Origin of the sequence: Psychromonas sp. psych-6C06, from assembly GCF_002835465.1 — a bacterium.
Taxonomy (GTDB): Bacteria; Pseudomonadota; Gammaproteobacteria; order Enterobacterales; family Psychromonadaceae; genus Psychromonas.
The window spans coordinates 75,945-90,780 of the sequence record NZ_PIZM01000012.1 but is presented as its reverse complement, the minus strand read 5'-3'; the positions used below and the strand labels follow the sequence as shown (position 1 = coordinate 90,780).

Sequence of the window (14,836 nt, the reverse complement as noted above, 5' to 3'; positions counted from 1 at the left end):
CTTACCTAAATAAGTAACGATTTGTTATTCTGAATTAATGAATTAATTCGTGTGTCACTGATATTGATTTTTTGTCCCGAAGGACTATTTTGAAATCTACTATCAATGCTCACACAGATTGTTTGATTAAATTGTTAAAGAGCGTGCTTACCGGCTAGGCCGTATCAGCGAGGTGCGTATAATACGCTACCTTTGAAGCTTGTCAATCGTTTATTTAAATTACTTTAAACGTTTTAGTTGACTCAAAATCCCTTAACTTAAAGTAAGGAGTTTGTTGCTTCGGACTTAGTTGGTAACTTGCGTTGCCGTCCGTATCTGTGGGGTCGCATTATAGGGATTGAGAAAGCCTTGGCAAGCGTTAATTTTCAATTAAAACCTAACTGCCTATATATTAACCAACCCCGTTATTTCTTCATTTATATGCTAGTTTTATTGAAATTCAACTTTATAGTTTTATGATTAGTAATCAATGCACACATTTAGGTAATATGTGCGCCTTATTTTTCTATGTATTTATTTTTGAGTGGTATTTTATGACATTTTCTTTGGGTCAACGTTGGATCAGTGATGCAGAATCAGAATTAGGATTAGGCACAATCGTCGCTATTGAAGGACGCATGTTGACACTTTTGTTCGCTGCATCAGGTGAACAACGCCTCTACTCCATCACCGACGCCCCTATCACGCGTGTTCGATTTAATGTTGGCGATGAAATCATCAGCCATGATGATTCAAAAATATTGGTGACAGAAATCGACGATGAGGGAGAACTTATCACTTATATAGGTACAGCTGTTGGAAGTGATGAAGTTATTCGTTTAAAAGAGACCTTTCTTAATAACTTTATTAAGTTTAACAAACCACAAGACAAATTATTTGCAGGCCAAATTGATAAATTCGATCGATTTGTACTGCGCTATAAAGCATTACTTAACCAACATACACAGCAAAAATCAAACCTACGCGGTTTATTAGGTCCAAGGGTTGACCTTATACCTCACCAATTTTACATTGCGGAAGAAGTTGGTCAGCGACACGCACCTCGCATTCTTCTAGCCGATGAAGTAGGTCTTGGTAAAACTATTGAAGCCGGGTTAATCATTCACCAACAGATCATTACAGGTCGTGCTAAAAGAGTGTTAATCGTTTTACCTGAAAACCTGCAACACCAATGGTTAGTTGAAATGATGCGCCGCTTCAACTTACACTTTAGTATTTTCGATGACAGCCGTTGTAACGAAGCTTATGTTGATGAGATTAACCCATTTGAAACGGAGCAGTTAGTTCTCTGTAGTATCAATTTATTGCGTAAAAAAGTGCATTTTGACCATGCATTAGAAGCAGAGTGGGATCTATTAATTGTCGATGAAGCACATCACCTTATTTGGGATAGTGAAAAACCGAGCCGTGAATACCAAGTCGTTGAAGCATTAGCGAATGAAACACCTGGTGTACTGTTATTAACGGCAACGCCAGATCAACTTGGTCATGAAAGCCATTTTGCTCGTTTACGTTTATTAGATCCAAACCGTTTTTACGATTATCAAAAGTTTGTGGATGAAGAATCTGGTTACAAACCTGTTGTTGATGCTGTAAATCAATTACTTGATAACCAGCCTTTATCTAATGATGCACAAAACAGTATTACTGAATTGCTCAGTGAACAAGATGTGCAACCACTACTTAAAGTAATCGAAGATTTCCCTCCCGGTGATACTGAACGTAGCCAAGCTGAGCGTGAATTAATCAGTAATTTGCTAGACAGACATGGAACAGGCCGCTTACTTTTCCGTAATACGCGTTCGGCAATTAAAGGGTTCCCTAAACGTATTTTAAAATCGATCGCATTGCCTTTACCGGATCAATATAAAACGGCAATGAAAGTTTCGAAAATGCTGCCTTCTGGTACATTGCAAGATCAAGCCTTTAGCGCACTTTACCCTGAACAGATGTACCAAACCTTTGAAGGTGGCACATCAAATTCTTGGTGTACTTTTGACCCGCGCATTAGTTGGTTAATTGATTTAATTCAGCAATTTAAAGATGAAAAAATCTTAATCATTGCCGCACAAGCTGAAACAGCTCTTGCTCTTGAGGAAGCACTACGTACACGAGAAGCAATTAAGGCAGCTGTTTTCCATGAAGGGTTGTCACTGGTTGAGCGTGATAAAGCAGCGGCTTATTTTGCTCAAACAGAAGATGGCGCGCAGGTAATGCTCTGTTCAGAAATAGGCTCTGAAGGACGTAACTTCCAATTTGCACACCACTTAGTATTGTTTGATCTACCTATTAATCCAGATTTATTAGAGCAACGCATTGGCCGTCTTGACCGTATCGGGCAACGTTGTGATATTCAAATTTATACCCCTTACCTTAAAGATACGGCACAAGAGCACTTACAAAAGTGGTATGAAAATGGATTGTCTGCCTTCACGCAAACAACCCCAACCGGACATACGGTATATGAATTAGTAAAAGATGATCTTATTGCGCTACTTGCAACGGGCGAAAATGAGAATGGTGAGTTCGATAAATTGCTCAACAATACTCGCGCAGAGAATGAAAAATTAAAAGCACAATTAGAGCAGGGACGAGATCGTCTATTAGAAATCAATTCGAGTGGGGTTCTACACGACAGTAACTTGCTTGATGACATCACTGAAATTGATCAATTACCTGACTTTACCACTTTTGCCTTGCAGCTATTCGATGTCGTTGGTGTGCAACAAGAAGATCAAAACGAGCATTGCTTAGTCCTCAAACCTACGGATCATATGTTAACTTCCGATTTCCCAGGCTTGCCAGAGGAAGGGGCAACGGTGACTTTTAATCGACAAACCGCTTTAAGTCGTGATGATGTACACTATCTTACTTGGGAACACCCAATGATTTTAGGTGGTATGGAGATGATTTTAAGTAGTGACACTGGCACAACCTCTGTTGCAGTGCTTAAGAATAATTCACTGCCCCCGGCTTCTACTTTTTTAGAGCTTATTTACGTTGTTGAAACGATAAATACCGACAATGCACAGTTGAGTCGTTTCTTACCAACAACGCCAATACGTTTGTTGTTAGATAAAAATGGTAAAAACCTGGGTGAAAATGTCACTTTTGATAGTTTCGATCGTCAATTAACGCCGATTAATCGCCATATCAGTCGTAAAATTGCCAATACTTCACAGCCTTTGATTCACCAGTTAATAAAAGATTCAAAAGCCACGGCACAAACGTTAATGGATGATATTTTATTAACCGCAAAAACCGAGATGCAACAAACGCTTCAGGGGGATAGAGACAGATTGCAGGCACTACAAGCAGTTAACCCTAATATTCGTGAAGATGAAATCCAATATATTCGCGATCAACAGCATCACTTTGAGCAAATATTAGATCAAACCCAGCTGAAACTTGATGCGATTCGTTTTATTGTTTCAACACAATCTTGAAAACAAAGGCTATAAGGCTTGAGATTGAATGCTTTCCTTATAGCCATACGACTTCGAGCCGAAAGCTAGAGCGCTTGAAGGCTAGAATGCAAACTGAGTAAAGCTTGAAGCTAGCGGGATTTCCCTATAGCCTTACAGCTTTCCAGCCTTAAAGCAGACCTTTACTATGCCACATTTTGTCTACAATCCACCACAAAAGCCCTACCTAGATATCCTTTATCAAGATGATGATATTGTGGTGCTCAATAAACCTTCGGGATTATTGAGTGTACCTGGTCGAGAGAAGAAACATGCAGATAGTTTAGCACTTCGTATTTTACGTGTCTGGCCAACAGCTTGTGTGGTGCATCGATTAGATTTAGCCACATCAGGTATTATTGTTTTAGCGATGCGTAAGTCTGCGCAAAGTCATATCGGCCGTCAGTTTCAGCAAAAAGTGATTGATAAAACCTATTACGCGCGAGTTGAAGGGGTTATCGAGCAGGATAATGGACTAGTCGATCTACCTATTCGTTGTGACTGGGAAAACCGACCTCGCCAAATTGTCGACTTTGACCAGGGTAAAAGCTCACAAACGCAATGGAAAGTACTTAAACGCGAGAAATTAACCACTGTGGTTGAGTTAACGCCACTAACAGGGAGAACTCATCAACTCCGTGTACATATGCAACAACTTGGTCATCCTATTGTTGGTGATGATTTTTATGCAACACAATTTGGTAAATGTTTTTCTCCAGAGCGTTTAGCGTTACATGCAGGTAGCATTACATTAACTCATCCAAGTAGTGAAGAACGAATCACTTTTCATTGCGCTCCGCCCTTTCTCAATGAAACGCCTAATTAAGCAGTTTACCTTTATGTAAATTTATTTCATAAAAGAGTTAAATTTACATTTCTTTAACACCATATAGCGTTTTCTTATATCAAGTAACGCTATTGTTGTAAAAACAACGCCTTTCTCCCCTTAAAAAGCTAGCCTAACTCACATTTTTTAACTAATATTTAACTCTCGATTTCTTGCTGTAAGAAAACAACAGAATCGAAGCAAAGCATTCAAGATTAACGTTACGGCTACAAATAAAGACTGAAAATGATCCAGATCTATTTATCCTTGTAAATTGTACGTAAAATCAACCACTAATTATTCATTATAACAACAAGCGATCACGGACTTACTATGCAAATAGGTATACCTAGAGAGATCCAAGAAAATGAAAACCGCGTAGCAGCGACACCGAAAACGGTTGAGCTGTTAAGAAAACAAGGTTTTACTTTTCTTGTAGAAACAAACGCCGGCGCTAACGCTAGCTTTTCAGACCAATTATTCAGTGAAGCAGGTGCTGAGATTAGTGCAGAAACAAACGCTGTTTTAGCCTCTGATATTATCTTCAAAGTTAACGCACCAACAGAATCTGAAATAGCACAGTTTAAAGAGGGCGCAACTTTAGTGAGCTTTATCTGGCCAGCACAAAACCCAGAACTGCTTAAAAAACTAGAAGCTAAAAATATCAGTGTAATTGCAATGGACAGCGTTCCACGCACATCTCGTGCACAAGCACTTGACGCACTAAGCTCTATGGCAAATATTGCTGGTTATCGTGCCGTTATCGAATCAGCAAATCAGTTTGGTCGTTTCTTCACAGGTCAAATTACTGCTGCCGGTAAAGTACCACCAGCAAAAGTATTAATTATTGGTGCAGGTGTTGCCGGTCTTGCCGCACTTGGTGCAGCAGGAAGCCTTGGCGCAATCGTTCGTGCATTTGATACACGTCCAGAAGTAAAAGAACAAGTTGAAAGTATGGGCGCTGAATTCTTGGTTGTTGATTACCAAGATGAAGAAGAAGTTAGCTCAGATGGTTACGCTAAAACCATGAGTGAAGGATACCAACAAGCGCAAGCAGCGATGATGGCTGAACAAGCAAAAGATGTGGATATTATTATCACAACGGCGCTTATTCCTGGTAAGCCAGCACCAAAACTTATCTCTGAAGAGATGATTAAATCGATGAAGGCGGGTAGCGTAATTGTTGATTTAGCAGCTCAAGCAGGCGGTAATGCAGCATTAACGGTTAAAGATGAAATTTTCACTTCTGAAAACGGCGTGAAGATCATCGGTTACACTGACTTACCAAGTCGTCTACCAACACAATCAAGCCAACTTTACGCCACCAACCTCGTTAACTTGATGAAGCTACTTTGTAAAAACAAAGATGGCCAAATTGACATCGATTTTGAAGATGAAGTTATCCGCGGTGCAACGGTTGTTAAAGAGGGAGAAATCTCTTGGCCACCACCAGCTATCAATGTAAGTGCGGCACCTGCGGCAAAAGCTGAAGAAGCAAAAGAAGCCGTTGTTGTTGAAGAAAAAGCACCAAACAAATGGATTAAACCTGTTGCAGCTATCGTTGGTGCGGGTTTATTTGGTTGGCTTGCAACTGTTGCACCAACTGATTTCTTAGCACATTTCACGGTATTTATGCTGGCATGTATCGTAGGCTACGGTGTTGTTTGGAATGTTGCACATTCACTACATACTCCGCTTATGAGTGTAACTAATGCAATCAGTGGCATCATTATCGTCGGTGCATTATTACAAGTGGGTAGCGATAACGTCGTTGTTACCGTGTTATCTACCATTGCAATATTAATTGCAACGATCAACATTGTGGGCGGTTTTACCGTAACACACCGTATGTTGAAAATGTTCCAAAAGGATAAATAATAATGTCTCAAGGATTAATTACAGCAGCATATATCATCGCTGCCATTCTATTCATCGCAAGCCTTAATGGCTTAAGTAGCCAAGAGAGCGCTCGTAAGGGTAACCTGTTTGGTATTATTGGTATGATCATCGCTGTATTTGCAACAATTGCAAGTGCACAGGTATCGGGTCTTGGTTACATCACCATCGCAATGGCTGTCGGCGCTGCAATTGGTGTGCGTTTAGCATTAAAAGTTGAAATGACTTCAATGCCAGAGCTAATTGCGATTCTACACAGCTTCGTAGGTTTAGCGGCTGCATTCATCGGTTTCAACTCCTACTTAGATCACGGCATCTTATTAGGTGCAGCGAAGACCATTCATGACGTAGAAGTGTTCCTAGGTATCTTTATTGGTGCAGTGACCTTCACGGGTTCTATTGTTGCCTTTGGTAAGCTAAGCGGTAAAGTAAATAGTGCTGCATTATCATTACCAGGTAAAAACTGGATCAACATTGCTGCGGTTACTTCATCTGCATTCTTGCTTGTTGCGTTTGTTAGCGGTGATCTAGGCCTAACAGCATTGATCATTATGACCGTCATTGCCTTAGCATTTGGTTGGCACTTAGTTGCATCTATTGGTGGTGCAGATATGCCAGTAGTTGTATCAATGCTTAACTCATACTCTGGTTGGGCTGCGGCTGCGACAGGTTTCATGCTAGCAAATGATCTACTTATCATTACCGGTGCATTAGTTGGTTCGAGTGGTGCGATTCTTTCTTACATCATGTGTAAAGCGATGAACCGCTCATTTATCAGCGTTATCTTGGGTGGCTTTGGTAACGAAGACACTTCTGCGGCGGCTGATCAAGAATACGGCGAGCATATCGAAACTAACGCACAAGAAGTGGCTGAATCACTTAAAGCGGCTAAAAATGTAATTATCGTACCAGGTTATGGTATGGCTGTTGCACAAGCACAATACCCTGTTGCTGAAATCACTAAACGTCTTCGCGATAAAGGTAAAAACGTTCGCTTTGGCATTCACCCTGTTGCGGGTCGTCTTCCAGGCCACATGAACGTATTATTGGCTGAAGCTAAAGTGCCTTACGATATCGTTTTAGAGATGGATGAAATTAACGAAGACTTCCCTGAGACTGACGTTGTATTAGTTATCGGTGCAAATGATACCGTTAACCCAGCAGCAAATGAACCAGGTACACCTATTTCAGGTATGCCAGTGTTAAGTGTTTGGGAAGCAAGCAAAGTTGTTGTCTTTAAACGTTCAATGGGTGCTGGTTATGCTGGTGTACAAAACCCTCTGTTCTTTAAAGAAAACTCAGAAATGTTACTTGGTGACGCGAAAGCTTCTGTTGATGCCATTTTACAAAATCTGTAAATACGCATAAGTGAAAAATAATAAAAAGCTCCTTTATTTAATATAAAGGAGCTTTTTTGTATTTGTTGTTTTAATACTCTATGGCAAAGGGGGTAACCATTTACGTCAAATCTCGCCTTAAGCTAAGTCATTTTTCTCCGCAAAATTTAGAGCATATACTTAATCCGATTGGCATAATATGTTGATAAGCGGATAAGCGGATAATATTACGTTGCGCTAAATATTGACTGTTTCTTCATACCAAGCCAATTAAGAAAGTCATAATGATTCCGAAGCAACCACTATTCACGGTTTTCTTTCATTTACTATTGCGCGCTAAATACTTCGCTAAAATTATAAAAAAACGGGGCGTAAACGCCCCTATGCAGATTAAAAAACAATAAAAAGCTATAACTTAAAAGTACTCAGGGGTATCTCTTTTTGCTCACCGTAAGTTTCAAATAATGTTCCATCATCTCTGACCGTTACAAAAAAAGTTTTATTAAGTTCACCGGTAAAGGTATGAATGATAGCAACAGATTTTTGCGTACATTGCGTTAGTAATATGCGTTTAAGTGATGCAAGACAGTAACACTTTGCATTTTTACCAAAATTTTTAACCGTAACACAGTTCATATTAACACCCCTTCATCGTTATAATTACTTGTTGATAAAAGATTCTGCCACCTAATCATTGCAATTTTATGACAAAAAAGTCGGTTAATGTTAGCTGAACTGCTCTTGATGCCAATGATTTAATTGTGGTATTAGCATCATGGTTAGCAACAGCAATGATAATCCCCCCATTAAGCTGGCGACTGCATAGGGAGCACTTAGCCCTGTTTGTTGCATCCCCCCCGCTAACAATGCAGCACCACTCATTTGAATACAGCCAAGCATTGCAGATGCAGTACCAGCTCGTTCACCAAAGGCACTCAACGCCATTGTTGTTGCAGGACCCAGTAAAAGAGCAAAGCCAATACATAGCAATATCATCGGTAACATAAAGCTAAAAGCGGCAGCGAGTCCAGCAGTAGGTCCTATTTCTTGTAATGTAAGCTGTATAACAGCTGAAATTAATAAAGTTAAAAGTGCAATGATGGCAGTCGGTCGATTACCATAGCGCTTAATTACTTGTGGAGCGACAAAAGCCGCAATGATATTAATCAGCGCATTTAGTCCAAAGAGCAAACTAAAACTCATTTCAGAAACACCTAAATGGCGAATTAACCAATCCGGTGCATAGGATACGTAGATCAGAATAGATGCCATTCCAACCATACAAGCCACAGAATAAAAAAGAAAATGAGGATCATTTAACACCGGTTTAAAACGCTGCCAGCGGTATAAAGCACCACCATTATGATCACTTTTCGGGCGAGTTTCAGGGAGTTTAAAAGCACTTATCATTAATACAATGACCGCGAATAAAGCCATAAAAACAAAAGTTGAACGCCAACCAAACTGTAAGGCCAGAATACCACCGAGTGTTGGGGCTAAGGCCGGCACCACACAAATAACGCCATTCAAATAACTATAATATTTAGCACTATCGGCGCTATTGAAGCTATCACGTACCGCACTAAATACAACAATAGAGGTTGCACAGGCAGCAATTCCTTGTAGCACTCTTGCTAATTGTAGTAATTGAAAATCATGAGTAAAGACCGCTAATAAGCTACTAAAAATATACAGACATATACCCACTAATGCCACAGGACGACGGCCAAAACGATCTGCCAACGGTCCGATTAATATTTGCCCCACTCCCATAGCAAACATGAATAACACCAAGGTAGATTGAATTTGGCTCGCAGAAACATTGAACTCATTAGCCATCACGGGCATTGAAGGAAGATAGATATCAATGGCTAACGGGCTTAACATAACCATTAGCATCAATATTGGTAAAATAGTTTTACGCATTAGGATCCTTAATAAGGTAAATAGAAGCCACTAGTTTACGCAGAGCAAGATATGAATCATAATGGCATTATTTCAGAACTGAATTGACCTTTAGGAATATCTGACCATAGGAAGCCAATGAATTTAACCCACCTTGCCAAAATTGACCTCAACCTATTAGTTACACTTCAAGCCCTGTTAGAAGAAGAGAGCGCAACCCGAGCCGCAAATCGTTTACACCTAAGTCCTTCTGCATTAAGCAAAGCACTAAATCGACTCAGAGAGGCTCTAGACGACCCGCTATTTTTACGGACCGCACATGGTCTAAAACCGACCGCACACGCTTTACAACTAAAAGAACAACTCCCCGATATTTTGCAGGGTTTATACCAAATGACTTTGCCACCGAGCTTTTCTGCGCTGACAAGTCAGCGTACCTTTTCATTTGCCATGGTGGAGAGTGCTTATGAAACATTATTACCCGCTTATATTGGACCACTTCTAAACCAAGCACCAAATATTAACCTAGATACCTACGGTTGGAATGAGAAATCGATGCAAGGACTATCAAAAGGAGAGCTTGATTTCGGTATTACAGCCCGAGATTTGCACCCAACTTCTGATTATCGATTAAACAACCTACCTGCCGGGATTAATCAAACAACGTTATTTACCGATGAACAAGTTTGCTTAGTGCGACATGGGCACCCTATCTTAGAGAAAGTAAAGCAAAACAAATGGGGTATTGAAGAATACTTGAGCATGAAGCATGTGCAAGTCAGATGTGAAGGGAACGATTGGTGGGCATTGGACTATCACTTAGCCACATCTAACCAACATCGTTTAATTAGTAGTACACTGCCAGATTTTTATGGTGCGGCCAGTGTTTGCGCACATACAGATTTAATCTTTACTTTACCTTCAAGTTTTGTACCTCACGCACAAAAGCTTTATCCATTAATACAAATTCCACTGCCCATCGATTTCTCACCTTTGGCTTATGTTCTTTTGTGGCATCAGCGAAATAATGATGAGCCCGGACATCAATGGATTAGAGAAACTATTTGTCAAAGTATTAAGCTGCAATCAAGCGTCACATAATACTCAAAGCGTCAGCTTTAAGCATTTACCTTAGCCAACACGGTATGTTCGGTTTTCAAACAAGTGAGTGCACGCTCACTCGGTTGTATGTAACGTTTTTCAAATTCAATTGAATCAATATCTTCTACAAGCTGTAAGCCTTGCTTAGCTAAAAAAGCAGATACCTGCTGTGGTTCTAACCCAAACTGCCATTTTACTAGATTTTCTTCAATCTCTTCTTGTGAATATTCAGGGATTAAGCTTTTTAAAATATATGAAAAAATAATCTCACTGCCCTTAGGAAAGCTTGCTACTGTCTTTAATATCGACGTCACTTGTGTTTCCGGTAAAGACTGAGTTTGTCCTTCCCATATAAATAATGTTTTTAATGTATTGTCACAACCAGCCTCTTGAAGGTTTTGCTGTAAGGATTCGTTTTTTAAATTAATAGGAAGATAGGTAACATGCTGGCTAGTACGAATAAGTGGCTGAATATTCTTTTGTTTGTAATCACTCATGGGCGCAGAATCAAGTTCGAAAAAATTTAAACTCTCTAAACCATCGATACGATAAGCGCGCATATCCAGACCAGCGCCAATAATAACGACATTTTTATATCCTTCAAGCGAGGCTTCATTGAGCTTTTCATCCATATAACGCGTGCGACAGACCATATTGCCATAAAGCCCAGGAACCGATTTCTCATAACGTTTAATAATTTTATTTCTAAAATAGCGAAACTTTGTGAGGCCAGAAACCAGTTTAAAAGCAGTACCAGGGATTAATTTTAGTGCATAGGTATCTTCAAAAAAACGCACTTCATGATGGAATGATGACTCAACACCACGTAAAAAAGCGAGCCCTATTGCATGTCTATCTAATTTCATCTTCACCCTATTTTTATCATCATAGATTTTATAGCATCATACGTATCTTAATGAATTTTACGATAAATGCATGTCAACTATGCAAGCTAGCACATATAAATTTTCGCTAATTGATCATAATTTTCCAACCTGTTTAGTAAATAAAGACCAATATAATAAAGTGGTCAAATTAAAGTAACTAGGTTTATTGTTTGTTGATAAAAGTAAAAGGAGAAAATGCAAAACCTCTCTATTTTGGTGAAGCCGTTGTTTTTTGGGTACCGCGTGGAATCGAAAAAATAGGCGCTCTACAGATTCCACTTTATGCAAAATTTTCGGGCAGTTCTCCAGCAAACATCGGAGTTGCTTGCCAAAAATTGGCAATTAATAGCGCAATAATTGTACAAATTGGATATGATGCCACACGATGCTACCAAAAAAGACTGTTTAGAGTTGCATCATGTCAAGCCACAATACCTAATTCGCTCGGTTCATTCGACTGTGATGGCCTTTCTACTCCTTGTTCTACACGGTGGTCGTTCCTTTAGTTTTAATCATCATAGTACCGCTAATTTACATTACCCAAGCGAAACTTTAGATGAAGAGAAGTTTGTAGATGCTGGGATTTTTCAATTCAAACACCTTGGCATACAAGCTATTTATGAATGCACTTTAAAGGCAATGCAATTAGCACATTTACAATAGTTAAGAAACTTTGGTGTTAACCTAAGGTTGATGGTCTGGCCAGATATTGAGCAAGTCAAACTGCGCCTAATGGAAGCTATTTGATTGTGGTGTAAAGGTAAACCTTATCAGTGATGCTCCACACCCCGCTCGTTTACAGACTAAAAATTACCAGAAATTATTGATACCACCACAAGTTGAAGTAGTGGCTATCACCGGAGCGGGAGATGCATTTATCGGAGTTTTTTGGGGATTAATAGAACAGGGTTTACATGGACCGTATTACCGAGCCCTAAAGATATAAAATAGTTATTAATCAATATTGAAACTCTATAAAAAATTATCAAACCGATAGAGTTTGCTTTATAAACCCAGCTAAATGCTCAATCGTTGTATTTATATGTTGCTCATGTGTAAAACCACTTTTTACTCTTGGCTTAAAATCATGATCTCCATCCTCTAGCCAAGCCCATTTTATGTCGTCGGGCAAATGATAGTCTTTCACTTCTTCAAATGAGCCCAATTTATCACGCGTTCCTTGAATAATTAATTGCTGTGATTTAACGGAATCGAAATGTTCAGTGCGCAGTTTTTGAGGTTTCCCCGCGGGATGAAATGGGAAACCTAAACAAGCCACGCCTTTAATTACCATTAATCCATTTTCTTGGTATTTTGACGCGACTAAACTCGCCATACGTCCCCCCATCGACTTACCACCAATCACTAACGGCCGATTACTTTTTTCTGTTAGCTGGTTAATTATCGTTTCAAATTGATTGATTAATTTAGGCGCACGCTCAGGCGGTCTTTTTGAACCCGTTTGGATACGTTGTTGCATATAATCAAAATTAAAACGTATAACTAAAATACCTTTATCGGCCAATCCAATCGCAATACGCTCCATGAAATTAGAGTCACTTGGTGCACCTGCACCATGAGCAAATAGAAAAAGAGGCCCATCGTCAGGGCCGTTTGATATAAAAGTCATGAAAATACCTTTGTCAATGTTGTTAAAATCGTTAAAACGGGATCTATTGGTGATTTGATAATTATATTTGCGATCTAAAGCGGGTTACATCGCCTGAATCAAAAGTAATTATTAAACAGACACTTACTCTATATAAATAAATTCATCTGCCCTTTAAAAAGTAAATATTGACCGTAAAAGTATCCATTCAAGTTGTCATACTACAAAACTACCCTTGCGGGTAGTTCATATTTACTAAAACCTGACCTATCATTGACATCAATAAAACAAATGAGAGGTTTAGAGAATGAATGTATATGTGATGACACAATATTTTACGGTGGCGATGGTACTTACAATAACACTGGGGTTATTTGTTTTAAAACCCGTACAAACAACTAACATGATGGTCACAGCCGACGTTAGTGAAGTTTCTAATTATGAGCAACCAAGCTTTCGTCACGAGTTGCGATAATGATGATAATAATGAGTTGCAAAAGGATTTGCTACGATCTCATTGTTAACCCACGAAGACCCAATCCTTTTAAATCGTTTTTCCTATAATCCCATCGCGTACTTCATAACTCTATTTTTTAATTGCCCACTATTTTGAGCACCAAACAACACTGCCTTTCTAAACATACGTACGATACTAAGCTCACTTTTACTACCTACATAAAAAAGATCCATCGCACTTTGCATCAATAAATTATGTGGTTTACGTTGTAATGCATATCGCTGTAATAATTTATCTATCGGTAAATCACTACTATGTACCAATAACTCAACTAAACATTGCACATCTTTAAAACCAAGATTCACCCCCTGACCTGCTAGTGGATTAATGGTATGAGCAGCGTCACCTAATAACACCACTCTGCCCTTTGAATATTGCTGAGCATGGCGACGGGTTAACGGAAAAGCCCCTTTATCAACCACTTCGAAATCAAAATTAAGCTTAGGAAATTGTAACTGTATCTGCTTTTTAAGCTGCAGGTTATTAAGTGACGTTAGCTGTTTAATCTTTTCAGGGCTGTGGTACCACACCAAGCTAGCATTGTTTTCTGCTAAGGGTAAAAAAGCACAGGGGCCCGTTTCACGAAACTCCTGCCAAGTGATATTTTGTTGCTCACAATCTGTTTTGAGATTGATAAGCATACACTGCTGTCGATAACCCCATGCACTGACGCCAATATTCATCATGGCGCGACATGCGGAATTTGCACCATCACAGGCCACCAACAATTCAGCATTTATCTGTTGCTGATTATCCAACACAGCGCTGACCGAGTCAGAGTGGTTATGTATTGCAAGCAATGCGCAATTGTTATAAAAAATGACGTTATCTAACTCTTTTAAAGCTTGCCATAAAACGGCCTGAATCCACCTATTCTCGGCAATGTATCCCAGAGAATCCATACCAAGCTCTGTGCTATCAAATATCAATTTATGGCTGCCCGCCTCCCAAGTTTGTAAACCTTGATAGGCACATAAACGATTTTCAGGAAGGTTTTTCCATACGCCAGTTTGCGCCAACAGGTTTTGGCTTTGTGCGCTAAAGGCTGACACGCGCAGATCAAAAGGAGAATCTTCATCGGGTACCTGAACGGGGCTTTTTTCAATAAGATGGATCACAAAACCTTGCTGTGCCAGCAGTAAAGCGGTTAACGCCCCAACCATGCCTCCACCAACGACAATTATCTCTCTGTTTTGCATCCTATTATCCTTTTATTTTTTATATCACGATTGTACTCAATTATGCGCATAATTGAAGCGCAAACAAAAAGTAGCAAGTTAGCTGTGATCTGCGT

Annotated in this window: 12 protein-coding genes; 7 read left to right on the top strand and 5 right to left on the bottom strand. The window is 39.5% G+C overall.

Annotated elements, in window-relative coordinates:
* Window positions 1-533 precede the first annotated feature (533 nt).
* The 4 genes from rapA to pntB all read left to right on the top strand — a co-directional run bounded on the left by rapA (window position 534) and on the right by pntB (window position 7,544).
* A complete protein-coding gene (gene rapA, locus CW745_RS15000; protein WP_101109514.1) occupies window positions 534-3,446 on the top strand; it encodes an RNA polymerase-associated protein RapA in 2,913 nt (970 codons plus the stop codon).
* A gap of 166 nt (window positions 3,447-3,612) precedes the next feature.
* The gene (locus tag CW745_RS14995; protein WP_101109510.1) at window positions 3,613-4,290 is read left to right on the top strand and encodes an RluA family pseudouridine synthase; all 678 of its coding nucleotides are present in this window, start codon (window positions 3,613-3,615) and stop codon (window positions 4,288-4,290) included.
* Window positions 4,291-4,623: 333 nt separating this feature from the next.
* Window positions 4,624-6,168: a Re/Si-specific NAD(P)(+) transhydrogenase subunit alpha gene (locus tag CW745_RS14990; protein WP_101109509.1), complete on the top strand. Its 1,545-nt coding sequence runs from the start codon at window positions 4,624-4,626 to the stop codon at window positions 6,166-6,168.
* 2 nt (window positions 6,169-6,170) lie between these two features.
* Window positions 6,171-7,544, top strand: coding sequence for a Re/Si-specific NAD(P)(+) transhydrogenase subunit beta (gene pntB, locus CW745_RS14985; RefSeq protein ID WP_101109508.1), 1,374 nt, complete (start codon window positions 6,171-6,173; stop codon window positions 7,542-7,544).
* A gap of 387 nt (window positions 7,545-7,931) precedes the next feature.
* Here pntB and CW745_RS14980 read toward each other — a convergent pair whose 3' ends face one another.
* Together CW745_RS14980 and CW745_RS14975 are read right to left on the bottom strand one after the other, a co-directional pair.
* A complete protein-coding gene (locus tag CW745_RS14980; RefSeq protein ID WP_101109507.1) occupies window positions 7,932-8,159 on the bottom strand; it encodes a hypothetical protein in 228 nt (75 codons plus the stop codon).
* A 90-nt stretch (window positions 8,160-8,249) separates the two neighbouring features.
* A complete protein-coding gene (locus tag CW745_RS14975; protein WP_101109506.1) occupies window positions 8,250-9,449 on the bottom strand; it encodes a multidrug effflux MFS transporter in 1,200 nt (399 codons plus the stop codon).
* A gap of 117 nt (window positions 9,450-9,566) precedes the next feature.
* Here CW745_RS14975 and CW745_RS14970 point away from each other — a divergent pair, with 117 nt between their 5' ends.
* Window positions 9,567-10,529 (top strand): LysR family transcriptional regulator, encoded by a 963-nt coding sequence (locus CW745_RS14970; RefSeq protein WP_101109505.1) that lies wholly within the window; start codon window positions 9,567-9,569, stop codon window positions 10,527-10,529.
* Window positions 10,530-10,546: 17 nt separating this feature from the next.
* Here the strand turns inward: CW745_RS14970 and CW745_RS14965 are convergent, their stop codons facing one another.
* Complete coding sequence (locus CW745_RS14965) at window positions 10,547-11,395, bottom strand: SAM-dependent methyltransferase (RefSeq protein WP_101109504.1); 849 nt, start codon at window positions 11,393-11,395, stop codon at window positions 10,547-10,549.
* A gap of 393 nt (window positions 11,396-11,788) precedes the next feature.
* On the opposite strand from CW745_RS14965, the gene CW745_RS14960 reads away from it, so the two are divergent.
* Window positions 11,789-12,079 (top strand): hypothetical protein, encoded by a 291-nt coding sequence (locus CW745_RS14960; protein ID WP_153069770.1) that lies wholly within the window; start codon window positions 11,789-11,791, stop codon window positions 12,077-12,079.
* A gap of 322 nt (window positions 12,080-12,401) precedes the next feature.
* Here the strand turns inward: CW745_RS14960 and CW745_RS14955 are convergent, their stop codons facing one another.
* A complete protein-coding gene (locus CW745_RS14955; RefSeq protein WP_101109502.1) occupies window positions 12,402-13,046 on the bottom strand; it encodes an alpha/beta family hydrolase in 645 nt (214 codons plus the stop codon).
* Between the two features lie 286 nt (window positions 13,047-13,332).
* On the opposite strand from CW745_RS14955, the gene CW745_RS16730 reads away from it, so the two are divergent.
* Window positions 13,333-13,500, top strand: coding sequence for a hypothetical protein (locus tag CW745_RS16730; protein ID WP_193755626.1), 168 nt, complete (start codon window positions 13,333-13,335; stop codon window positions 13,498-13,500).
* 83 nt (window positions 13,501-13,583) lie between these two features.
* Here CW745_RS16730 and CW745_RS14950 read toward each other — a convergent pair whose 3' ends face one another.
* Complete coding sequence (locus CW745_RS14950; protein ID WP_101109501.1) at window positions 13,584-14,741, bottom strand: FAD-dependent monooxygenase; 1,158 nt, start codon at window positions 14,739-14,741, stop codon at window positions 13,584-13,586.
* Window positions 14,742-14,836 lie beyond the last annotated feature (95 nt).

What these genes read in the sequence shown, in the direction of transcription:
- CW745_RS14960 (WP_153069770.1), top strand. Translation starts at nt 11,789, where the DNA reads ATGATGCCACACGATGCTACCAAAAAAGACTGTTTAGAGTTGCATCAT.
- CW745_RS14975 (WP_101109506.1), bottom strand. Translation starts at nt 9,449, where the DNA reads ATGCGTAAAACTATTTTACCAATATTGATGCTAATGGTTATGTTAAGC.
- CW745_RS14965 (WP_101109504.1), bottom strand. Translation starts at nt 11,395, where the DNA reads ATGAAATTAGATAGACATGCAATAGGGCTCGCTTTTTTACGTGGTGTT.
- rapA (WP_101109514.1), top strand. Translation starts at nt 534, where the DNA reads ATGACATTTTCTTTGGGTCAACGTTGGATCAGTGATGCAGAATCAGAA.
- CW745_RS14970 (WP_101109505.1), top strand. Translation starts at nt 9,567, where the DNA reads ATGAATTTAACCCACCTTGCCAAAATTGACCTCAACCTATTAGTTACA.
- CW745_RS14955 (WP_101109502.1), bottom strand. Translation starts at nt 13,046, where the DNA reads ATGACTTTTATATCAAACGGCCCTGACGATGGGCCTCTTTTTCTATTT.
- CW745_RS16730 (WP_193755626.1), top strand. Translation starts at nt 13,333, where the DNA reads ATGAATGTATATGTGATGACACAATATTTTACGGTGGCGATGGTACTT.
- pntB (WP_101109508.1), top strand. Translation starts at nt 6,171, where the DNA reads ATGTCTCAAGGATTAATTACAGCAGCATATATCATCGCTGCCATTCTA.
- CW745_RS14950 (WP_101109501.1), bottom strand. Translation starts at nt 14,741, where the DNA reads ATGCAAAACAGAGAGATAATTGTCGTTGGTGGAGGCATGGTTGGGGCG.
- CW745_RS14990 (WP_101109509.1), top strand. Translation starts at nt 4,624, where the DNA reads ATGCAAATAGGTATACCTAGAGAGATCCAAGAAAATGAAAACCGCGTA.
- CW745_RS14995 (WP_101109510.1), top strand. Translation starts at nt 3,613, where the DNA reads ATGCCACATTTTGTCTACAATCCACCACAAAAGCCCTACCTAGATATC.
- CW745_RS14980 (WP_101109507.1), bottom strand. Translation starts at nt 8,159, where the DNA reads ATGAACTGTGTTACGGTTAAAAATTTTGGTAAAAATGCAAAGTGTTAC.